At 61.9% G+C, this 21,079-nt stretch carries 19 protein-coding genes; 9 read left to right on the forward strand and 10 right to left on the reverse strand.

Annotation, left to right across the window (positions count from 1 at the left end; genetic code table 11):
* Positions 1-76 precede the first annotated feature (76 nt).
* On the reverse strand, positions 77-1,555 hold the full coding sequence (locus GKR99_01465) for an AMP nucleosidase (GenBank protein ID NKB26285.1): 1,479 nt from the start codon (positions 1,553-1,555) through the stop codon (positions 77-79).
* Entirely contained in the window at positions 1,552-3,354 is a 1,803-nt protein-coding gene (gene ade, locus GKR99_01470; protein ID NKB26286.1) for an adenine deaminase, read from the reverse strand. Before ade ends, GKR99_01465 begins: the two co-directional genes overlap by 4 nt.
* Before the next feature lie 119 nt (positions 3,355-3,473).
* Here ade and GKR99_01475 point away from each other — a divergent pair, with 119 nt between their 5' ends.
* Together GKR99_01475 and GKR99_01480 are read left to right on the forward strand one after the other, a co-directional pair.
* Positions 3,474-4,235: a hypothetical protein gene (locus GKR99_01475; GenBank protein NKB26287.1), complete on the forward strand. Its 762-nt coding sequence runs from the start codon at positions 3,474-3,476 to the stop codon at positions 4,233-4,235.
* The gene (locus tag GKR99_01480) at positions 4,232-5,230 is read left to right on the forward strand and encodes an NAD-dependent epimerase/dehydratase family protein (GenBank protein ID NKB26288.1); all 999 of its coding nucleotides are present in this window, start codon (positions 4,232-4,234) and stop codon (positions 5,228-5,230) included. The genes GKR99_01475 and GKR99_01480 overlap by 4 nt, the downstream gene beginning before the upstream one ends.
* Here GKR99_01480 and GKR99_01485 read toward each other — a convergent pair.
* From GKR99_01485 to GKR99_01500, 4 genes are all read right to left on the reverse strand, one after another.
* Positions 5,122-7,593, reverse strand: coding sequence for a TRAP transporter large permease subunit (locus tag GKR99_01485; protein ID NKB26289.1), 2,472 nt, complete (start codon positions 7,591-7,593; stop codon positions 5,122-5,124). The genes GKR99_01480 and GKR99_01485 overlap by 109 nt on opposite strands.
* 122 nt (positions 7,594-7,715) lie before the next feature.
* A complete protein-coding gene (locus GKR99_01490; GenBank protein NKB26290.1) occupies positions 7,716-8,822 on the reverse strand; it encodes a C4-dicarboxylate ABC transporter substrate-binding protein in 1,107 nt (368 codons plus the stop codon).
* A 121-nt stretch (positions 8,823-8,943) separates the two neighbouring features.
* Positions 8,944-9,615 carry a YjbE family putative metal transport protein gene (locus GKR99_01495; GenBank protein NKB26291.1) on the reverse strand — a complete coding sequence of 224 codons (672 nt, stop codon included), beginning with the start codon at positions 9,613-9,615 and terminating at the stop codon, positions 8,944-8,946.
* On the reverse strand, positions 9,612-11,210 hold the full coding sequence (locus tag GKR99_01500) for an FAD-dependent oxidoreductase (protein NKB26292.1): 1,599 nt from the start codon (positions 11,208-11,210) through the stop codon (positions 9,612-9,614). Before GKR99_01500 ends, GKR99_01495 begins: the two co-directional genes overlap by 4 nt.
* A 118-nt stretch (positions 11,211-11,328) precedes the next feature.
* Here GKR99_01500 and GKR99_01505 point away from each other — a divergent pair, with 118 nt between their 5' ends.
* The gene (locus tag GKR99_01505) at positions 11,329-12,087 is read left to right on the forward strand and encodes a helix-turn-helix domain-containing protein (GenBank protein ID NKB26293.1); all 759 of its coding nucleotides are present in this window, start codon (positions 11,329-11,331) and stop codon (positions 12,085-12,087) included.
* 4 nt (positions 12,088-12,091) lie between these two features.
* Here GKR99_01505 and GKR99_01510 read toward each other — a convergent pair whose 3' ends face one another.
* The 3 genes from GKR99_01510 to GKR99_01520 form a co-directional block, all read right to left on the reverse strand.
* Positions 12,092-12,832 (reverse strand): SDR family oxidoreductase, encoded by a 741-nt coding sequence (locus GKR99_01510; GenBank protein ID NKB26294.1) that lies wholly within the window; start codon positions 12,830-12,832, stop codon positions 12,092-12,094.
* A 97-nt stretch (positions 12,833-12,929) separates the two neighbouring features.
* Positions 12,930-13,919: a glycosyltransferase gene (locus tag GKR99_01515; protein ID NKB26295.1), complete on the reverse strand. Its 990-nt coding sequence runs from the start codon at positions 13,917-13,919 to the stop codon at positions 12,930-12,932.
* Entirely contained in the window at positions 13,916-14,743 is an 828-nt protein-coding gene (locus tag GKR99_01520) for a sugar ABC transporter permease (protein NKB26296.1), read from the reverse strand. Before GKR99_01520 ends, GKR99_01515 begins: the two co-directional genes overlap by 4 nt.
* 92 nt (positions 14,744-14,835) lie before the next feature.
* Between GKR99_01520 and GKR99_01525 the strand changes: the two genes are divergently transcribed.
* The 5 genes from GKR99_01525 to GKR99_01545 all read left to right on the forward strand — a co-directional run bounded on the left by GKR99_01525 (position 14,836) and on the right by GKR99_01545 (position 19,792).
* Complete coding sequence (locus GKR99_01525) at positions 14,836-16,047, forward strand: hypothetical protein (protein NKB26297.1); 1,212 nt, start codon at positions 14,836-14,838, stop codon at positions 16,045-16,047.
* Positions 16,048-16,086: 39 nt separating this feature from the next.
* Positions 16,087-16,764 carry an ATP-binding cassette domain-containing protein gene (locus GKR99_01530; protein ID NKB26298.1) on the forward strand — a complete coding sequence of 226 codons (678 nt, stop codon included), beginning with the start codon at positions 16,087-16,089 and terminating at the stop codon, positions 16,762-16,764.
* Between the two features lie 360 nt (positions 16,765-17,124).
* Complete coding sequence (locus tag GKR99_01535; protein ID NKB26299.1) at positions 17,125-18,303, forward strand: MFS transporter; 1,179 nt, start codon at positions 17,125-17,127, stop codon at positions 18,301-18,303.
* A 66-nt stretch (positions 18,304-18,369) separates the two neighbouring features.
* Positions 18,370-19,392 carry an aspartate-semialdehyde dehydrogenase gene (locus tag GKR99_01540; protein NKB26300.1) on the forward strand — a complete coding sequence of 341 codons (1,023 nt, stop codon included), beginning with the start codon at positions 18,370-18,372 and terminating at the stop codon, positions 19,390-19,392.
* Positions 19,393-19,603: 211 nt separating this feature from the next.
* A complete protein-coding gene (locus tag GKR99_01545) occupies positions 19,604-19,792 on the forward strand; it encodes a hypothetical protein (GenBank protein NKB26301.1) in 189 nt (62 codons plus the stop codon).
* A gap of 102 nt (positions 19,793-19,894) precedes the next feature.
* Here the strand turns inward: GKR99_01545 and GKR99_01550 are convergent, their stop codons facing one another.
* On the reverse strand, positions 19,895-20,536 hold the full coding sequence (locus tag GKR99_01550) for a carbonic anhydrase (protein ID NKB26302.1): 642 nt from the start codon (positions 20,534-20,536) through the stop codon (positions 19,895-19,897).
* A 142-nt stretch (positions 20,537-20,678) separates the two neighbouring features.
* Here GKR99_01550 and GKR99_01555 point away from each other — a divergent pair, with 142 nt between their 5' ends.
* Positions 20,679-21,059: a hypothetical protein gene (locus GKR99_01555; GenBank protein NKB26303.1), complete on the forward strand. Its 381-nt coding sequence runs from the start codon at positions 20,679-20,681 to the stop codon at positions 21,057-21,059.
* Positions 21,060-21,079: the final 20 nt, after the last annotated feature.

Here is a 21,079-nt window from a genome sequence, read left to right on the forward strand (position 1 = left end):
ACAACGATTAGCGGTCAGTTGCAAGTGCTTTTCGCGAATTATTGGCCGGAAAACCGTCTTCACGCCGCTCGCGGCCTCATAAAAACGCCGTTTCTTCGAAACTGCGCAGCTTACGAGAGTGAATTCGCGCCAGGGGCATTTTGCTCAGCGCCTCCATCGCACGGATGCCGATCAGCAGGTGATTGGTGACCTGATTGCGATAAAAATCCGAGGCCATGCCCGGCAGTTTCAGCTCTCCGTGCAGCGGTTTGTCCGAAACGCACAGCAAGGTTCCATAAGGCACGCGGAACCGAAACCCATTGGCCGCGATGGTCGCACACTCCATATCCAGCGCGATGGCGCGCGACTGGCTCAGCCGTTGCACCGGGCCAGATTGGTCGCGAAGCTCCCAGTTGCGGTTGTCGATGGTGGCGACCGTGCCGGTCCGCATGATGCGCTTTAGCTCGAACCCTTCAAGCGCCGTCACCTCGGCCACAGCCTGTTCCAGGGCGATCTGAATTTCCGCCAGCGCCGGGATCGGCACCCAGACCGGAAGATCGTCGTCCAGCACGTGATCTTCGCGCAGATAAGCATGGGCCAGCACATAATCACCCAGCCGCTGCGAATTCCTGAGGCCCGCACAATGCCCGACCATCAGCCATGCATGCGGGCGCAGCACCGCGATATGATCCGTCGCCGTCTTGGCGTTCGATGGGCCGACCCCGATGTTGACCAGCGTGATCCCGGCGCCCCCGGGACGTTTAAGATGATAGGTCGGCATCTGCGGCAAGCGTTCGGGCACCGTGATGGCGCCGTCGGCTGTCGTGATCTCCTGATTATTCGGGCCGACAAAACTGGTGTAATCACTGTCCGGGTCTTCGATGACCGAACGGGCGAAGGCCTCGAATTCATCCACGTAAAACTGATAGTTGGTGAACAGGATGTGGTTCTGGAAATGGTCCGGGGCCGTCGCCGTGTAATGCGACAGCCGCGCCAGCGAATAATCCACCCGTTGGGCCAAAAATGGCGCCAGCGCATGGGCGCCATCGGCATGGGCAAAGCCATAGCCGTTGACGATCTCGTCATGGGTTGTCGACAGGTCGGGTACGTCGAAATAATCGCGCAGCGCATAGTCCATCACGCCCGATTGCGGCACGCTGACCGAGGCATCGTTGGCCACCGCAAAATGCACCGGCATCGGCGTCGTCGACGGCCCGATCCGCACCGGGACCGAGTGATTCTCCATCACCAGAGAGATTTGCTGCTTAAGGTAGCTGGCGAACAGATCGGGGCGTGTCACCGTCGCCGAATAGGTTCCGGGACCGGCGACATGGCCAAAGCTCAACCGGCTGTCGCCGACTTCGTAACTTGTCGTAGTCAGGCGGATTTCGGGGTAAAACGCCCGCGCGCGCGCCGCTGGAATGCCGCCTTTTGCCGCGTCGGAAAACGCGTTGCACAGAAACTTGCTGGCCGTCTGGTACAAATCGTTCAGGCGCTCGACGGCGGCGTCGGCGTCGCGAAACTCCTCAAATCCAGGGACTTCGGGGCTGACGATGGGCAGGTTGGGATCAGTCATGCGGTGCTTTCAAAAAGTTCGGTCAGTTCGAACCGGGTAACATCAACCAGCCCCATATCAGAGATCCGAAGCTCTGGTATGACAACCAGTGCCAGCAGCGAATGCTGCATATAGGCGTTGTTGAGCGTGCATCCACACTCGGCCATTGCCTGCACCATCCGGTCCGCCGCAGCGGCCACCTGCGCGGCAGGCCGGTCCGACATCAGCCCGGCAATCGGCAGTTCGACCATGGCCAGTTCGACCCCGTCCCGCCACACCGTGATCCCGCCGCCCACGGCGCGCAGCCGGTTCGCGGCCAGCGCCATATCCGCGCGCGATGTCCCGACCACGATCATATGATGACTGTCATGCGCCACGGTCGAGGCCATGGCCATGTTCCCGGTGTATCCAAAGCCCGAAACGAACCCGTTCACCACACCCCCGGTCGCCCGGTGCCGCTCGACGAGGGCGATCTGGCAGACCTCACCCTCGGCTTCCACCACGCCGTCCTGCACCGGCAGGTCGGCAGTCAGCGCCCGCGTCGGGGCCTGATTCTCGACCACACCGATCACCTTTGCGCGCACCGAATTCGCCCCCTCGGGCGCTTCAATGCGGAAATCCACCTCGGCCAGATCGCGGGCCATATTGACGGTGCTGCGCACCTCGGCAGGCCAGTCCAGATGTGGGCAATCGACTTTGCCCACCCCATCGCGGGCCACTGTGACCCCGCGCGCGATCACCCGGTCTATCGGCAGTGTTTCCAGATCGCCGGTCAGGATCATATCTGCCCGCCGCCCCGGCGTGATCGAGCCGATCTCACGCTCCAACCCGAAATGCGTCGCGGTGTTCAGCGTCGCCATCTGGATCGCCACCACCGGGTCACAGCCACAGGATATCGCGTGACGCACCACCCGGTTCATATGACCTACGTTCACGATGGTGCCGGAATGGCTGTCGTCAGTGCACAGGATAAACCCGCGCGGGTCGAGGCCTTTTTCAGTGATCGCCGTTATCTGGCTTTCCACGTCATACCAGGCCGACCCCAACCGCATCATAGAACGCATGCCAAGCCGCGCGCGGGCCACCGCATCATCCTCGCAAGTACCTTCATGGTCGTCCGCCGGGCCGCCCGCGACATAGGCCGCGAAGGCCGGGCCCAGATCGGGGCTGGCATAGTGACCGCCGACGGTCTTGCCCGCGTTCTGCGTCGCCGCAATCTCGGCCAGCATCTGCGCGTCACCTGCCGAGACACCGGGGAAATTCATCATCTCACCCAGCCCGATGATCCCAGGCCATGCCATCGCTTCGGCCACATCCTCGGCGCTGATCTCATGCCCCGTCGTCTCCAACCCCGGGGCCGAGGGCGCGCAGGAGGGCATCTGCGTGAACACATTGATCGGCTGCAACAGGCTTTCGTCATGCATCAGCCGCACGCCACGCAGGCCAAGAACATTGGCAATCTCGTGCGGGTCATGGAAGATGCTGGTCGTGCCGTGCGGGATCACCGCAGCGGCGAATTCCGCCGGGGTCAGCATGCCGCTTTCGATATGCATATGCCCGTCGCAAAGGCCGGGGATCAGATAGGCACCGTCCGCCTCGATCACCTCGGTCGATTCACCGATGCAATGGCTGGCATCGGGGCCGCAATAGGCAAAGCGCCCGCGCGATATGGCGATATCCGTGCCCTCGATCACCTCGCGCGTGTGGACATTGACCCAGCGGCCATTCTTCACAACCAGATCCGCCGCTGCGCGTCCCGCTGCAACGGCAACCAGTTCAGGGGCCGCCTTGGCCCAGCTATCAATAAGGGGGTGTTCCATAGACCAATTGTCATGAACCTGCGGCCATGTTCAACCCCCCCCTTGGGCGGCACACAGCTTTCAATTGACGCCGCCACCAACTGCCGCAATTGTGCGTGCCGACAATTGCCGAGGCCGCCATGACCGTCCAAGCCCTGACCAACCGCCCCAATATCGACCATTGGCAGCAGCGCGCCGATCTGGCCGCCGCCTTCCGCTGGACCGCGCGCCTGAACATGCACGAGGCTGTGGCGAACCATTTTTCGTTTGCGGTCAGCGACGATGGATCGCGGTTCCTGATGAACCCGAACCAGATGCATTTTTCCCGCGTCCGCGCCAGCGATATGCTGCTGATCGACGCCAATGATCCCGAAACGCTTAGTGGTCCCAACGCGCCCGATCCAACCGCCTGGGGTCTTCACGGCGCGCTGCATCGCAACGTCCCCCACGCCCGCTGCGCGATGCATGTCCATTCGATCCACGCCACGGTACTGGCCAGCCTTGCCGACAGCCGCCTTTTGCCGATCGACCAGAACTCGGCCATTTTCTTCAACCGCGTGGTCATTGACGAACACTACGGCGGCCTGGCGTTCGAGGAGGAGGGCGAGCGGTGCTCGGCCCTGTTCAGCGATCCCAGGCAGAAGGTCATGGTGATGGGCAATCACGGCGTTCTGGTAATCGGCGACACCGTGGCCGACACCTTCAACCGCATGTTCTATTTCGAACGCGCCGCCGAAACCTATATCCGTGCCCTGCAAACCGGACAGCCGCTGCGGGTATTGCCCGATAATATCGCCGAAAAGACGGCGGCTGAACTTGAGTCCTATCCCGAGCAGGACATTCGCCATCTGGGCGAATTGCGCGCGATCCTGGATTCGGAAGGCTCTGACTACGCCACATGACGCAAACCCTGCTGTCCTTCGGTCACGGATTTTCCGCCCGCGCCCTGTCGCGCCGGTTGCTGCCACGCAGCTGGAAGATCATTGGCACGACCCGGTCGCCGGACAAGATGGCCGATATCGCCGCCACCGGGGTGGTGCCGCTGCACTGGCCCGGCGATGATCCCGGTCCGGCGCTTCATGACGCCACACATCTGTTGATTTCCGCTGGCCCCGGCGAAGATGGCGACCCGGTGCTGAACGCCCTGCGCTATGAAATTGCGGCTGTGGCGCCCCAACTGGAATGGGTCGGGTACCTGTCGACAACTGGCGTTTACGGCGATCACCAGGGCGGCTGGGTGGACGAGGCGACCCCCCTTACCCCCACCACCAAACGCGGCCACGCGCGTGTGGCGGCTGAGGCTGCCTGGCAGGACATTGCCGCCAGCACCGGCCTGCCGCTGCATATCTTCCGTCTGGCCGGAATCTATGGCCCCGGTCGCGGGCCATTCGCCAAGGTGCGGGCTGGCACCGCGCGGCGGATCGTCAAACCGGGGCAGGTGTTCAGTCGCATTCACGTGGACGACATTGCCGCGACGCTGGACGCTTCGATCGCGCGGCCAAACCCCGGCGCGGTCTATAATGTCTGCGATGACGATCCGGCCCCGCCACAGGACGTGATCGCCCACGCAGCCGAATTGCTCGACCTGCCGATACCGCCGGAAACCCCGATCGAACAGGCCGAACTTGGCCCGATGGCCCGCAGTTTCTATGCCGAATCCAAGCGGGTTCGTAACCGCCGGATCAAGGAAGAACTGGGCGTGACACTATCCTTCCCGGATTTCCGATCCGGGCTTGCCGCACTGCTGACCGCGCGCTGGCCGGACTCTGGATGCGCCCCGTCGCGGGCCTATCCGCCGGACATGACCCTTGGCAGCCACAAGACCAGTTGCGGGAAGATGAACAGCAGGATCAACCCAAGAAGCTGCACCAGCATGAACTGCATCATGCCCAGATAGATGTCCTTCAGATCCCAATCCGGCACGACCCCCTTCAGGAAATACGCCGACAGCGCCACCGGCGGACTAAGCCAAGCGGTTTGCAGGTTCACCGCGACCAGAATGCCGAACCAGACCATCATGTCATAGCGTTCCAGCCCGTGCACCGACAGCGCCTCGACCGTGGGCAGCAGGATCAGCACCACGATTAGCACGATCGGCACCCATTCCAGCGGCCAGCCCAACAGGAAGATCAGCGCCATGACCATCAGCAGGATCAGATAGGGCGACATCTCAAGCCCCAGCAGCAGTTCGGTCATCATCTTGGGCGTGCCAAGGGCGCTGAACTGCGCACCGAAGAAGTTCGATGCGGCGACCAGGAACATGATCAAAACGGTTATTTCCAGCGCCTTGATCAGGCTGTCGAAAAAGCCGGGGATGGTGAACTTGCGATAACCGACCGACAGCAGGATCGCGCCGAAAGCTCCCATGGCGGCGGCTTCGGCAGGTGTCGCAAAGCCCAGCAGGATCGAACCCAGCGCGAAAGAGATCAGGATCGTTGGCGGCATCAACCCTGCGAAGAACTCGTCCCAGAGGTCCGAGAAATAGAAGCCGTCGTCAGCCTCCTTATGGTAGATCGGGCGCGCCAGCACGGCGAGAAGCCCGATGAAGGCCGCAAAGACGATGGACCAGATCGGCAGGCCGCCATCCGCACCCATGTTCGCGAAGATCATGTAGACGTGGAACAGAACGGCAATCGGCAGAACGATACGAAGGATGCTCAGCTTGCGGTAGGCCGCATAGGCGATGGCCACGGTGATCGCAAAGACGATCAGGCCAGCGAAGGGCACGACACCACCAAAGGCTCCGCCCATTCCAAGGCCGAACACCCGGCACATGGTCAGAACCCCCAGACAGATCAACGCTACCTCGGCACCATAGAACTTCGACGTGTCCGGCTGGTCCTCCTCTGACAGAATCGGCCCGAGGCTTGGATTGATCCAGCACCGCCCCAACGTGTAAAGCAGGTAGAGCGATGCCAGGATCGCGCCGGGTACAAACGCGCCCCGGAACAGGTCAAGTGTCGACACTTCCAGCACCGGTCCCATGACGATCAGCATGATCGACGGCGGGATCAGAATGCCCAGCGTGCCGCCCGCAGTGATCGTGCCGGCGGCAAGTTTCACGTCATAGCCTGACCGGCTCATCGTGGCACCGGCCATGATGCCCAGCAGCGTGACCGAGGCGCCGACGATGCCGGTTGCGGCAGCAAAGATTGTCGACACGATCAGCACCGCGAAGAACAACGCCCCGCGCACCCGCGCCATGATCATCTGGATCGACGCAAACAGCCGTTCCATCAGGCCCGCTGCCTCCATCACGATGCCCATCAGCACGAACAGCGGCACCGCCATCAGCTGATCGTTCAGCATGGTGGAGTTGGTGTTCAGCGTCATCAGCAAGGTCGTCAGCTTGAAGTTCACCCCCCAGATGCCAAACACGAACCCAAGGAAGATCAGCGTGAACGAGATCGGGAAGCCGATGAAGATCACGAACAGCATCGCGCCCAGCATGATCAGCCCGATGGTTGGCTTGTCGAGGCCCGCAGGCGCCTTCATTGCATTGGTGAACCACTCACCACCTGGCACCACATCCGGCGAGAAGATGGCCAGGACCAGCCAGATCAGCCCGATCAGGTAGAACGGCAGCGCGCGCACGAACAGGCGCTCGCGATCCTTGCCCATCTTGTGAAAGGCGCGGAAAATTTCTGGTATGCCTTGCAGCAGCAACAGCAATCCGCCAACCGGCATCGCGGTGCGCGCAGGCCAAAGGATCGGTCCCCAGGCACTGTCGATGGCCATGGTCTCGCCCGTCGAATAGGCAAGCCACCAGAACTGCGTTGCAACGACCGTGAAGAAGATCATCGAGGGCATGAAGAACAACAGGTAGAGCGAGGCATCGACCGTCGCCTGTGTCTTGTCTGACCAGTTGCGGTACAGGAAGTCCGCGCGGATATGCACACCACGCATCAACCCGTAACCCGCCGCCGCCATGAACAGCACTCCGGCAATCATCCGACTGGTGCCATAGACCCAAAGCGTCGGACCAAGGCCGATCGAGCGTGCAAATTCCTCGAACCCGGCATTGGACAGGATCGAGAAGGAGTTGCGCGAGATGACTTCGAACACCACCACGAAGATCAGTGGCACCATCAACAGCGCAATGATCTGACCTGCGCGATAGTTGATGACATCAATTGCCGCCGTGATCGGACGCTGCCAGGCCGTCATGTCTTCGGGCGTTTCACCAGGCGCTTCGGCGCGGCGTTCGGCAATCAACTCGTCCGCGATCTCCAGATCCTCTGGATTCGGTTCGTCCGCCATTTGGCTATCCCTCCCGTGGACGTGGATTTTTGTATCCGCGTTCCTTTTTCAAAACACCCCCTGCCGGGCGCTTGGAAAACAGGAACGAACGGGCCCCCGAAAGGGCCCGTTCTGACCTGTTTTTACTTCAGGGTGTCGGCAAATGCACGACCCAGGCTTGCATTCGACGTCTGAGCGCCGGACCAGAACGGCACAGCGATCTCAGCAAAGTCTTTCTGAGACTGCCAAACTTCTGCGAAGAACTCGTTCTCATCCGCAGCAGCCTGAAGCGCCTTGTTTGCAGCCGCCGAATACTCGGTGAAGTAATCAGCAGGCGTGTCTTCCAGGATAACACCGTGGTTGTCGGTCAGATCCTTCAGCGCCTTGCCGTTTTCAAGGATGCGGTAGGACATGGACTTTGACAGCGACGCGTTTGCTGCAACTTCCAGCGCCTTCTGTTCCAGCTCGGTCAGGCCATCATAAAAATCGCCATTCACATACATGTCGGCGTTCACGACAACCTGGTGCAGGCCTTGCAGATAGTAGTGCTTGAGCACTTTCTGGAAACCAAACACCGAATCCGGCTTCGGGCAGCACCACTCGGCTGCGTCGATGGTGCCTTTTTCAAGTGCCGGCAGGATGTCACCGCCGCCCATGGCGACAGCAGGTACGCCGATGTCAGCATAGGCTGCACCAACCATGCCCGGAGGGGCGCGGAAACGCATCTGACGGAAGTCATCCATGCTTTCAATCGGCTCGGGGAACCAGCCCAGGGCCTCGGGGCCGACCGGCTGCAGCATGAAGCCTTTGACGTTCACGCCCATTTCGTCCCAAAGACGGTCATACAGCTCTTTGCCGCCGCCGTACTGGAACCAGGACAGGAATGCGATGTTGTCCATGCCAACACCGGCACCGGCGACCGGTGCGCCGAACAGGTTGGCTGCAACGTGTTTGCCACCCCAGTAGTGTGTCCAGGCAAAGCCGCCTTCGACCAGACCGGCGTCAACCGCATCCATGATGTCACGCGGGCCAACGACGGCACCGGCTGGCAGAACTTCGATGGTCAGCGACCCGCCCGTCAGGGCAGCCACGTCTTTACCGAATTCGTTCAGCATGAAGACTTCGTCCGCCGTTGCTGGCAGCACCGACTGGATGCGCAGCACTTTGGAGTGGCTTTCGGCGAGTGCCGATGTGCCAAGTGACAACGACAGCGCAACCACGCCCGTTGCAAGAGTTTTGATATTGAACATTATGTTCCTCCCTAGAGTTGCCTTCTGTTTCGTCCTCCCTGCGCCGCCGTGAAGGCATCAAACGGCGCGTATTGCGGGTCTTTCATCAAGGTTGCTCCGCACCGGAGCGCCCGAGAATTCTTTAGTGGCCTTTGCCCAGGTTCATCCCTTCGATCAGGCCCAGCATCGGCCCGATGCCGTGGTTGATGTCGAACACGCCGCGGAACAGCATCTCGCCGGCGACATAGATCAGCACGATCAGTCCCAGCCAGGATATCCATGGGTACTTCGTCAGCAGTTTCATGATCAGCGTGGCCGCAAAGGCCATCAGCAGGATCGCCAGCCCCAACCCGAAGACCAGCATCTGGGTGTCGCCATCGGCAATCGCGGCCACCGCCAGAACATTGTCCAGCGACATCGACACATCCGCGATCGTGATCGAGATCAGGGCCGAGGCCATGGTCCGCCGCGGCGGACCGGTATAGCCGCCCTGGGGGTCGTCCGCAGTTGCCATTGCGGCTGCGGCCTCCTCCTCGCCGTGACCGGCGCGGATCTCGACGAACAGCCGCCAGCAGACCCAGATCAGCAGCAAACCACCGACAAACAGAATGCCGGGAATCCCCAGCAGCTTGGTCGCGATCACCGCAAATACAATCCGCAGAACCGCCGCGATCACCATACCATAGAGGATCGCGCGCCTGCGCAACTCAGGGCTCAGCCCTGCTGCGGCCATGCCGATGATCAGCGCGTTGTCGCCCGACAGGATCAGGTCCGCGATGATAATCTGTCCGAAATCTGCAATCTGTTCCATTATGCGCGCGCATCCTCGAGTATCATGTCCGAGGCTTTCTCGCCGATCATGATGGTGGGGGCATTGGTGTTGCCGGAAGTGATGATTGGCATGATCGAGGCGTCGGCAACCCGCAAGCCATCAATGCCGCGAACCCGAAGACGCTCATCCACGACGGCCATGTCGTCCTGACCCATCTTGCAGGTGCCGGTCGGGTGATAAATCGTGGTCGAGGTATTGCGCGCCCAATCCAGCAGCGCGTCATAGTCGTCATCGCCGACCGCTTCGCCAGGGATATGCTCGGCCGTGATAACGTCGCTGAGCGGCGCGGTTCTTGCGATGCGCCGCGACACGCGGATCCCTTCGACCAGCGTGTCACAATCGGTCTTGGTCGCCAGGTAATTGGGATAGATCGCCGGCGCGTCCCGCATATCGGGTGATTTCAGGGCAATATGCCCGACGCTTTCCGGGCGCAGTTGCAGGACCGAGGCCGTGAAGGCCGAAAATCTGTGCGGCCCGTCCGCCGGTTTATCCGCCGACCAGGGCTGAATGTGAAACTGGATATCCGGCGTTTCCAGGTCAGGCCGGGTCTTCAGAAACCCGGTTCCAAGACTGGCTGCCATGGTCATCGGACCCGTGCGTGTCGCCGCATATTGCAGACCGATCATTGCCTGTTTGAACAGGTTGCCAACCTCGGTGTTGATGGTCGGCACGTTGCATTTATATACCGGACGCGCCTGCAGATGATCCTGCAGATTCTGCCCGACGCCTTTCAGATCATGGCGCACACTGATTCCATGCGCGCCCAGCGCCTCGCCCGCGCCAATCCCCGACGTCATCAGAAGCTGCGGTGACGCCAGCGCACCGGCCGACAGGATCACCTCGCGCCGGGCCTTGATCTGAACATCCTGGTCGCCCTGACGGGCCGTCATCCCGGTCACGCGCCGCCCCTCAAACGTCAGCCCGGTGACGGCGGTGTTGGTCAGGATCGTCAGATTGGCGCGCTTCTGTGCCGGACGCAGATAGGCCACAGCAGTGGAACACCGCCGCCCTTTGCGCGCGGTGAACTGGAAATAACTGACGCCCTCCTGATCCTCGGCGTTATAGTCGGGATTGCAGCGATACCCGGCGTTGACCGCCGCTTCGATCCATTTATCGACAACATCACGGGTGATGCTTTGGGATGAGACACTCAGCGGCCCATCAGTGCCGCGCAGCGCGCTGCCGTTCGCCTCCCAGCTTTCCGAGCGTTTGAAATAGGGCAGAACGTCTTCCCAACTCCAGCCCGTGTTGCCCATCTGCCGCCAGCCATCGAAATCCTGCGGCTGGCCACGCACATATAGCAGCCCGTTGATCGAGCTTGACCCCCCAAGAACCTTGCCACGCGGATAGTTGATCGACCGCCCGTTCAACCCCGGATCCGGTTCCGTCTTGAAGCACCAGTCGGTTTTCGGGTTGCCCATGGTCTTGAAATAACCCACCGGCACGTGAATCCACGCAGAACTGTCGCGCCCGCCCGCCTCGATCACGGCGACGGAATAGCGTCCATGCGCGGACAAACGGTTCGCCAGCACGCATCCCGCTGACCCTGCACCGACGATGACGAAGTCAAATTCCACTCAATTCCCCAGTTTAGGGTGGATTTTTCAATTATTGAGACTTAAAGTCTCGTTTTTAACGGGAACACGCTTTAACGAGTCGCGCAAGCTTTTTCCACACATGTATTCAGAGGCTGCCATGACGGATCGAATTCCAACGAACCTTCGGATGCTGCTGATCCTGGAAGAGATTGGCCATATGTCAGGCCCGGTGACGCCTGCCGAACTGGGCCGCACGCTGGGGCTTAGCAAACCAACGGTGCACCGGCTGTGCGCAACCCTGCTGGATCAGGGCTTTCTGGTGCGTGATGATCGCCAGAAGGGGCTGCGGCCAGGGCGGCGCATGCGGCTTATGGCTTCCGGCGTCATGAACGCGTCGAGCGAGCATCTGGCCCGGTATCAGGTGCTGATGACACTGGCCGCCGAGGTTGGCGAGACGGTGAACTTCGTGTCCCCGGAAGAGCGCGGCATGACCTATCAGGACCGCGTTGAAACGGATTGGCCGTTTCGCATTCAGCTGCCGGTCGGCACCCATGTGCCGTTCCATTGCACCGCCAGCGGCAAGACCTACCTGGCCAGCCTGCAAAAGGCCGAGCGCGCGCGCCTGGTGAATGTCATGCATCTTGAACGCAAGACGGCCAGTACGATCACGGATCCCGACAAACTGCTTGCTGAACTGGCCGAAATCTCGCGCCAGGGCTATGCGCTGGACCGCGAGGAGTTCATCGAAGGCATGACAGCGATTGCCGTTCCGGTTCTGGATTCCGCCGGACGATACGCCGCCGCGGTCGCATTCCACGGCCCTGTTCAGCGGATACCGGTGCCCAAACTGTTAGAGTTGAAAGACCGGGTGATCGACGCATCATCCCGCCTGACCCAGGTGCTGTTCGGGCCCTGAGCTGCTACATCGCCCAGCCGCCGTCGATGATATGTCCCTGTCCGGTGGTAAACCCGCTTTCGTCGCTGGCCAGATACAGCGCTAGGGCCGCAATTTCGTCCGTTGTGCCAACGCGGCCCATCGGCTGTCGCGCGATGAAAACCGTCATCGCCGCGTCGTAATCCCCTGTGGCGCGCAGCCGCTCATGCAGGCTGGGGCTGTCGACGGTTCCCGGACAGATCGCGTTGCAGCGGATACCCTGCGTGACATAGTCGGCGGCCACCGATTTCGTCATCCCCAGAACCGCCGCCTTGCTAGCGCAATAGGCGAAGCGGTTCGGCACCCCCTTCAGGGACGAGGCGACCGACGACATGTTGATGATCGACCCGCCGCCGCGTTCCAGCATCCCCGGCAGCACCGCTTTCATCAGCCGGAACATGGCCCGCACGTTCAGATCAAAGGCAAAATCCCAATCCGCGTCCGAACACTCCAGGATCGAGCCTGCATGAACGAACCCGGCGCAGTTGAACAGCACATCCGCATCATTGTGGCGCGCCGTGAAATCGGCCACAGCGGCGGCGTCTGTGACATCCAGCGGCTCAACCTCGATCCCCGCAATTGTGCCCAGGTCCTCCAGCAGGCCTGCATTGATGTCGCTTGCGATTACCCGCGCACCTTCGCGGGCAAAAACCTCCGCAGTGCGCCGTCCGATCCCTTGCCCCGCCGCCGTGATAATTGCCGTTTTTCCGTTTAGCCTGCCGCTCATGTTGTCCGCTCCTCTGGGTGTTCGCCCAAGGAAGCCGGGGAACGTGTTGAGGTGCAAGCCGAAACTTGATCATCGCGCCAGGATTTCGGGGCCGCGATCAGACCCGCCCAAGCGCTGCGGCCAGCATCAGCGCCACGGTGCCAGCGCGCGATTGCCGGTGCAGGCCCAGGCGCGCAATTGCCTGCAGGCGCATCGGCGGTGGCAGGGCGCGGGCGGCTGCGAAGCGGTTCAGCACGTCCCGGTTCGCGATCGTCAGGCGGTGCGCTGAGGCCAACAATGCCGCCAGATTACGGTCGCTCATCCGGTGGGCGTCGCCGCGCAGGATCTGTGCGGCCCGACCAAGCTGCGCACGCAATCCTCGGTTCGATCCGGACAGGTTACCACCATGCTGACGATACATCAAAGACGGGTCCGGGTCGGCAATCACGCGCCCACCCGCGCCAGTGATCATCTGGTACATCCACCAATCGTGTGAGGCTGGTCCATAGCCGCCGGTGGCAAGCAGCGCCTCGGGCGCGGCTGCACGCAACAGCGCCAGCCCGGCCCGGTTCACCGCCATTGTGTTGCCGCCCCCGATGCACTGCACCAGCGCGTTGGCAAAACACGGGCGCCGCCTCACTGGGCGAGAGGTCCCCCGCAAGGACAAGTCCGGCCCCGCGATCAAGGTGGTCGAAAGATACAGCGCCGGAACATCCTGCGGACCCGAATTCAGCGCGGTACAGGCCCGCGTCAACCGGTCGGTTAGCCAGACATCATCCTGATCGCAAAACGCCACGACCCCGACATCACGCGGCACGCGGCCCAGCATCGACAGATAGTTGCGCACAAAGCCCCGCTTTGGTCCGGCACACCCATGTACCGTTCCCGGCGCGGCGGATCGACGAAACCGTTCAGTCACTGCGGGCCCATCGTCCACGGAACCGTCATCGCTGACGATCAGCGACCAGTTGGTGTGGCTTTGCCTTGCGATACTGTCCAGCTGCGCCCGAATCCAGCGACCGCCATTGTGCAGACCCAACAGGATCGCGACATGCGGCTCTGGCACGTCAGGCTGCGCGGCGGCTGCCTGGGGATAATGCGGTCTCATCGCCGCAGCAGATCTGCGCCGTGCCCGCGCAACAGGATCAGGCCCAGCGTCAGCGCGCCAAGCCCGATGCCAAGCGGGTAAAGCGGCGTCACATAGGCCGGATCATAGGCGCCATAGGCCCCGGCCCGGACTGAACCGACGACATGCAGCAGCGGGTTGTACCACAGAAGATCGCCCAGCGATCCCGGCAGATCCTCGAAAATATAGAAAACGCCCGAGGCGATGAACAGCGGGCGGCTGATGATCAGCCAGATACGCTCGGCCGGGGCGAAAACCGTGAACAGATAGCAATTGATCGTCCCCACACCCACCGCCACCACCGCCGCCATCGCAAATCCCGCCGCCAGATGGCGGGCGTCATATTGCGCACCTGATGGCCAGAATACCTCGATCCCGGCGATCACAATGCAGGCAACCACCAGATGCGTCGCGATGTTCAGCGCCAGCCGCGCCATCAGCGCATCGAACCAGGTCACCCGCGGATAGGTCATCAGGGGTCGCGAAAACCGCAGCGACTGCGCCAGTTTGGAGGAGACATCCTGGAACAACAGGAACGGCAGATAGCCGGTGGCGTAAAACAGCGGGAATGATGTGCCCAGCGATGGCGCCCGAAACGCCAGCGAGAAGGCGAACGCCAGCAGGGCAATCACCGCCACCGGTTCCGCCACCGCCCATATCCACCCCCCGGGCGAACGTCCGAAGGTCGTCGCCATCTCGCGCAGCATCAGCGCCCAGATCGCCCGCCAGCCTGCACGCGGCGAAGGCTGCAAATGCTCAAGCGGCGCGATTGGGGTGAAGGTCGTGGGGGTGGTTGGCAGTGTCATCGGCAGATCATGGCGTGTGGCAACCTTTTGTTCACGGTCTGTCCGTTAACTACGTTCCGAATCCTAATCCTTCGTTATCAATCGGAGAGTTCATGACCAGCCAGGCCGCCGTCCCAGCGATCCCCGAAGGCCGCGCCGACAACGGAACCGTTGTTGCCGTGGCGCCGATGCAGCGCGCGCCCGATTGGTATGACCCACATCGGGCCCGCCGTCCCTGGGCCTTGTGGGCCGGGTTCCTTGTCTATGTCCTGCTGCCCGTGGCGGCCGTGGCCTGGTATCTGTGGTCCGAAGCGTCCGATCAATATGCCGCAACAACCGGATTCTCGGTCCGCGCGGAAGAGGTCGGATCCGCAATCGAATTGCTGGGTGGCGTGGCCGACCTGTCCGGCTCCAGCGCGCGGTCCGACGCCGACCTGCTGGTCGCGTTCATGGGCAGTCAGGACATGGTGCGCACGCTGGATACCAGGCTGGATCTGCGCGCCCGCTGGTCGCTTCCCGAATACGACCCGATCTTTGGCTTCGATCCGTCCGGCACGATCGAGGATCTGACCGATTACTGGCAACGCATGGTCCGGGTCACCCATGATCCGGGCGCGGGCCTGATCGAGGTTGAGGTTCGCGCCTTCGCGCCCGACGATGCTCAGATGATTGCGGCGGCGATATTCGGTGAAAGTTCGGACCGGATCAACGCCCTGTCCGCCATTGCCCGCGCCGACACCACGCGCCACGCCGAACGCGATCTGGCCGAGGCTGAGGCGCGGCTGGCAGTCGCGCGCACCGAACTGACTGCCTATCGCTCGGCCAATCAAGTGGTCAATCCGGGCACGGATGTGCAGGGGCAGATGGGGGTTCTGGCGACACTGCAACAACAACTGGCGGATGAGGTGATTCGCCTCGATATGCTCAAAAGCCGCAGACGGTCCAATCAGGCGCGGGGGGATCAGGCAGAACAGCGGGTGCGGGTGATCGAGGCGCGCGTGGCCGATGAACGCGGCAAGATCGGCGGTGGTGACGCCCAGGTCTCCGCAGAAGGATATGCAACCGTCGTCGCCGGGTTCGAACGCCTGCAGGTCGAACGCGAGATTGCAGAAGCCGCCTATGCCGCCGCCCAGGTTGCCTATGACGTTGCCGTGGCCGAGGCACGTCGCCAGACCCGGTATCTGGCCGCCTATACCAACCCGACACTGGCCGAACGCGCCACCTATCCGGACCGGCCAGTGATATTGGGGATGACCGCCTTCTTTGCCACATTGCTGTGGGCGGTGGGGGTGATGGTGGTGCAATCGCTCAGGGATCGGCGCTGACATGGGCAGGCGAAGATTGAGCATCGCAGAGCATCGCGGATGAGCATCCGACTGGACCGCCTGACCAAAGTGCATCGCGCACCGGGCCTGCGCACGGTTGTGGCCGATCGCATCTGCGCCGAATTCCCCGACCGCTCCGTTGTCGCGCTGCTTGGGCGCAATGGCGCTGGCAAAACCAGCCTGTTGCAGATGATCGCCGGAACCATGCAGGCAACCTCGGGTCAGGTGCATCGCAGCGGGACAGTGTCCTGGCCTGTCGGGTTTCGCGGCGGATTTCACGGCGACCTCAGCGGCGCGCAGAACCTGCGGTTCGTTGCGCGCACCTATGGCGTCCCCCCCGCCAGCCTGATCGAATTCGTCGCCGATTTCGCCGCCATTGGCGCCCATCTGCATCAGCCGGTCAGACATTATTCCGCCGGGATGCGCGCCCGCCTGGCCTTTGGGCTGTCGATGGCGATCCGGTTTGACACTTATCTGGTGGATGAGGTGACGGGCGTCGGCGACGCCGCCTTCCGCGCCCGGTCCGAGGCGCTGTTTCTGGATCGCCTGAAACACTCCGGCGCCATCGTCGTGTCGCATCAACTGCGATTGTTGCGCCGGATCTGCACCGCTGGCGCGGTGCTGGAAGGGGGGCATCTGCATTGGCATGAGAAAGTCGAGGATGCCATCGCGCACCACCGCGACCTGATGCAGCCCGTCTGGCGCGCCTCGGCCTGACCTGAGGCTCGTCGGGGCCAATCGTGGACTAGGTCACAACCGATACCGCAAAGTAATGATGCCCGGAATAAGCGGATTAGACTGTTCCCGGGCGTTGGATGCTCACTAGATCCGATCTGCTTCGGGCGTCGCGCCAATTCGAAAACAACTCTGTTCGAATGGTGCAAAACGGCCCCTTTTCACACCGCTGGCGCGCCTGCGCCTTCTGCAATTCTTGTCACCTGTATCTCGCCAGCATCAGCGCAGCGTCTGCCCCCGGTCAACATTGTCAAACCGCAACACGCTCCCTTCCGCTCCGGCTTCCCATCGCCCCGTGTCGCGTGTAGGGCATTGCAAGCAACAGGCAGGACGCCGCCGGACGTGTCACGCGCGATCATCATTTTGACGCTGAGCTATATGCTCAGCCAGTTTTATCGCGCCTTCCTTGCAGTGCTGGCCCCGGCGCTTGAAGCCGACCTTGGCGCGATGCCCGACGATCTGGCACGCGCTTCGGGCCTGTGGTTCCTGATCTTTGCGCTCATGCAAGTTCCCGTCGGTTGGGCGTTGGACATCATTGGCCCGCGCCGCACCGCCAGCACATTGCTGGCCATTGGCGGGGCAGGGGGTGCGGCGCTGTTCGCGATGGCGACCCGGGTCTGGCACATCGACGCGGCGATGGTGCTGATTGGCATCGGTTGCTCGCCCGTGCTGATGGCCTGTTACTACATCCTGGCGCGCAACAGCCGCCCGGCGGTCTTCGCCACCTATGCGGGGGCGGTTCTGGGCTTTGGCTCGCTCGGCAATCTGGCCGCTGCGCTTCCGATGACATTGGCGGTGCAGGCGCTGGGTTGGCGCGGGGCGCTGGCGGCGCTGGCGTTGATCACACTGGCGGCGGCGCTGGCCATGCTGGTGCTGGTGCGCGATCCGCCCCCGGCTGAAAAAACTGATGGGCAGCGCGGCTCGGTCATTGATTTGCTGCGCATGCCGATCCTCTGGCCGCTATTCGCGCTGATGTTCGTCAATTATGCCGCCGCCGGTATTCGCGGCGTCTGGATCGGGCCATATCTGGACGATGTCTACAGCGCCAGCGACACGGTGATTGGCACCGCCTCGCTGGTGATGGGGCTGGCGATGGTGATCGGTAATTTTGTCTACGGCCCGATGGATCGCATCCTCGGCACCCGCAAATGGGTGGCCCTAACCGGCAACCTGCTGGGTGGGGTGGGCTGTCTGATCCTTGCGGTTTCCCCAACGGCTGGCATTATTCAGGCCACACTGCTGATGGCGCTGGTCGGATTCATGGGAGGCAGCTTTGCCGTTCTGATCGCCCACGCCCGCAGCTTCATCCCCGCCCATCTGACCGGACGCGGTGTCACCCTGATGAACCTGTTCGGGGTTGGCGGCGTCGGCGTGATGCAATTGATCACGGGCCGTGTATTCGCCGCCAGTACCGGCCCCGCCCCGCCTGCCGATGCCTATGCCGTCACCTTCCTTATCTACGGCGCCGCGCTGTTCATCGGCTGTGCATTTTACCTGTTCGCCCGCGACTCGGTCGACTGAGGGTCTTTTCCTTGCCCCGGAACGGCGGTAAGGGGGCGCGTTTACGAAGACCAACAGGAGGCCCCGATGGGCTATAGAATCGTCGTCGCTGGCGCCACGGGCAACGTGGGCCACGAAATGCTGAACATCCTGGCCGAGCGCCAGTTCCCCGTGGATGAGATCGCGGCCCTTGCCTCGCGCCGCTCACAAGGGACCGAGGTTACATTTGGCGACAAGACCCTGAAGGTCAAAGACATCGACACCTTCGATTTCACCGGCTGGGATATCGCGCTGTTCGCCATCGGCTCGGACGCGACGAAAACTTACGGCCCGCGCGCGGCCAAGGCGGGCTGTGTTGTGATCGATAACTCGTCACTCTACCGCTATGACCCGCAAGTCCCGCTGATCGTGCCCGAGGTGAACCCAGACGCGGTCGAAGGCTACGCGGCCAAGAACATCATCGCGAACCCGAATTGTTCGACCGCGCAGATGGTCGTGGCGCTGAAGCCGCTGCATGATCGCGCGACGATCAAGCGGGTTGTAGTCAGCACATATCAATCCGTCAGCGGCGCCGGGAAGGCGGGCATGGACGAGCTGTGGGATCAGACCAAGTCGATCTACAACCCGACCGATGACAAGCCGGCAACCAAGTTCACCAAGCAGATCGCCTTCAACGTGATTCCGCATATCGACGCTTTCATGGACTCGGGCGAGACCAAGGAAGAATGGAAGATGGTTGCCGAAACGAAAAAAATCGTCGACCCGAAAATCAAGGTCACCGCGACCTGCGTGCGGGTGCCGGTCTTCGTCGGCCATTCCGAAGCCGTGAATATCGAATTCGAGGACCCTCTGGATGAGGACGAAGCGCGCGAGATTCTGCGCACCTCTCCCGGTGTGCTGGTCGTCGATAAGCGCGAAGACGGCGGCTATATCACGCCCGTCGAATGTGTCGGTGATTTTGCCACCTTCGTCAGCCGGATCCGCCAGGACCCGACAATCGACAACGGCCTGAACATCTGGGTGGTCAGCGACAACCTCAGGAAAGGCGCGGCGCTGAACGCGGTGCAGATCGCCGAGCTTCTGGGCAACCGGGTGCTGAAGAAGGGCTAACGCCGCACTTGATATGCGCGCCGGTTCATCTGGATCGGCGCGCAGCAGACTTACATCCTGCAACATCCGACCGTCGCGCCGCAGGACGCATGGTTAAGCGAGCGGTAATGGAAACGATTGCAGTCGAACGACTTGGATCGTTTCGATTGAGGGGCTGTTAAGGCTGATGTGGCAAAACCTGTGTCATCGAAAGACACCAAGGGGACGCAACATGGCCTGGACGAAAACCGCGATCAAACTTTTTGCTGCACATGCTCAGACGCCGCTGACCAGAATCGCGGTTCCAGGTGCGGGTACCGCCATGGAGGCCGATGAACCGGTGACCGCGATCGAGATGCGCACCTTGTTTGCAGGCGACCTGCGCTCGGCCGACAGGGCCATGAACATCAGCTACGGCTGATTCCACCGGGGGAACGGGGGGAAAGACCGGCTGCACGCCGCCACGTTTGGTTCTGAGGGGAACCGGGGGCGTGGCGGCGGCCCGGCGGGAAGCCGGACGCGGTCAGATCGGGCTGAAGCGTTCAACCTTTGCATCGTAAACTTCCAGCCCGCCTTCGCCGATATCCGTATAAAGCCCGTGCAGCGACAGACGCTCGGCCTCGACCGCGTCGCGCACGAAGGGGAATGTCATCAGATTCTCGAGCGAGATCAGCACCGCCTCGCGTTCCAGCGTTTGCAGATCATTGCCGGCTTCGCCCAGCCGCTCAAACCCGGGGCGCAGAATGTCGATCCAGCGTCCGATAAAACTTGTATCTTCGGCCAGTTCAGGCGCCTGACCCGAACACATATCGCGACAGGCCTGAACGCCGCCGCATGAAGAATGACCCAGAACGATCAGATGCGCGACTTTCAGGTGTTTGACGGCGTATTCGACCGCCGCCGAGGTGCCGTGATAATCGCCGGATGGCCCAAACGGCGGCACCAGGCTGGCGATGTTGCGGTGAATGAAGAACTCTCCCTGATCGGCGCCAAAGATCGACGTGACATGCACCCGGCTGTCACAGCAGGAAATCACCATCACGCGCGGGCGCTGCCCATCTTCGGCCAATCGGCGATACCAGGCCTTGTTTTCCGCCCAGGTCGTAGCTTTCCAGCCCTGATAGCGCTTCACAAGATAGGTCGGCAGATGGCTGGCGTTCAACATGGGCATCCTCGCTTGGTCAACACGATGTAAATAGGAGGTATTCGCACGAAATTCGAGGGATATCACCGTTCCGGCGAAACGATTTATGAAGGCTGTTGGGTGTTAATGCCGGTGTGAGAGGGAACAGATGGGAAAGAGTAGCATGAGTCGTGTAGCACGATTGTTTATTAACGAAGACGTCACCGTGGATCATGACCGCCTGTCCGGTCTGGTCGACCATCTTGGGCGCACAAAGGCCGGGGACGTGTTGGCACGGGCCATGGATGAACTGGCCGAGCGTTTGACGCAACTGGAATTCGCCTGGGCAGGCGGTGATGTTGACGATGTTGTCCGCCGGGCGCGCGGGCTGGGCGGAATTGCCGAACAGATGGGGATGGGGAACCTGTCAAAGGTCGCGCGCGACGTCCAGAATACTGGGTTGATCGGGAACAGCGCCGCATTGGCCGCGACAGTGGCGCGATTGTTGCGCATGGGCGAAGGGTCGATGTCGGTGGTCTGCGACCTGCGAAACACCACCGGCTGAACGTCACTCCGCGCGCGGGG

The sequence above is a fragment of the Paracoccaceae bacterium genome (genome assembly GCA_012103375.1).
Classification (GTDB): domain Bacteria; phylum Pseudomonadota; class Alphaproteobacteria; order Rhodobacterales; family Rhodobacteraceae; genus WLWX01.

Excerpts from the sequence above, each read along its gene's own strand:
- GKR99_01555 (NKB26303.1), top strand. The coding sequence starts at position 20,679 with ATGAGTCGTGTAGCACGATTGTTTATTAACGAAGACGTCACCGTGGAT.
- GKR99_01490 (NKB26290.1), bottom strand. The coding sequence starts at position 8,822 with ATGTTCAATATCAAAACTCTTGCAACGGGCGTGGTTGCGCTGTCGTTG.
- GKR99_01550 (NKB26302.1), bottom strand. The coding sequence starts at position 20,536 with ATGTTGAACGCCAGCCATCTGCCGACCTATCTTGTGAAGCGCTATCAG.
- ade (NKB26286.1), bottom strand. The coding sequence starts at position 3,354 with ATGGAACACCCCCTTATTGATAGCTGGGCCAAGGCGGCCCCTGAACTG.
- GKR99_01505 (NKB26293.1), top strand. The coding sequence starts at position 11,329 with ATGACGGATCGAATTCCAACGAACCTTCGGATGCTGCTGATCCTGGAA.
- GKR99_01480 (NKB26288.1), top strand. The coding sequence starts at position 4,232 with ATGACGCAAACCCTGCTGTCCTTCGGTCACGGATTTTCCGCCCGCGCC.
- GKR99_01525 (NKB26297.1), top strand. The coding sequence starts at position 14,836 with ATGACCAGCCAGGCCGCCGTCCCAGCGATCCCCGAAGGCCGCGCCGAC.
- GKR99_01520 (NKB26296.1), bottom strand. The coding sequence starts at position 14,743 with ATGACACTGCCAACCACCCCCACGACCTTCACCCCAATCGCGCCGCTT.
- GKR99_01465 (NKB26285.1), bottom strand. The coding sequence starts at position 1,555 with ATGACTGATCCCAACCTGCCCATCGTCAGCCCCGAAGTCCCTGGATTT.
- GKR99_01545 (NKB26301.1), top strand. The coding sequence starts at position 19,604 with ATGGCCTGGACGAAAACCGCGATCAAACTTTTTGCTGCACATGCTCAG.
- GKR99_01485 (NKB26289.1), bottom strand. The coding sequence starts at position 7,593 with ATGGCGGACGAACCGAATCCAGAGGATCTGGAGATCGCGGACGAGTTG.
- GKR99_01540 (NKB26300.1), top strand. The coding sequence starts at position 18,370 with ATGGGCTATAGAATCGTCGTCGCTGGCGCCACGGGCAACGTGGGCCAC.
- GKR99_01515 (NKB26295.1), bottom strand. The coding sequence starts at position 13,919 with ATGAGACCGCATTATCCCCAGGCAGCCGCCGCGCAGCCTGACGTGCCA.
- GKR99_01475 (NKB26287.1), top strand. The coding sequence starts at position 3,474 with ATGACCGTCCAAGCCCTGACCAACCGCCCCAATATCGACCATTGGCAG.
- GKR99_01530 (NKB26298.1), top strand. The coding sequence starts at position 16,087 with ATGAGCATCCGACTGGACCGCCTGACCAAAGTGCATCGCGCACCGGGC.
- GKR99_01510 (NKB26294.1), bottom strand. The coding sequence starts at position 12,832 with ATGAGCGGCAGGCTAAACGGAAAAACGGCAATTATCACGGCGGCGGGG.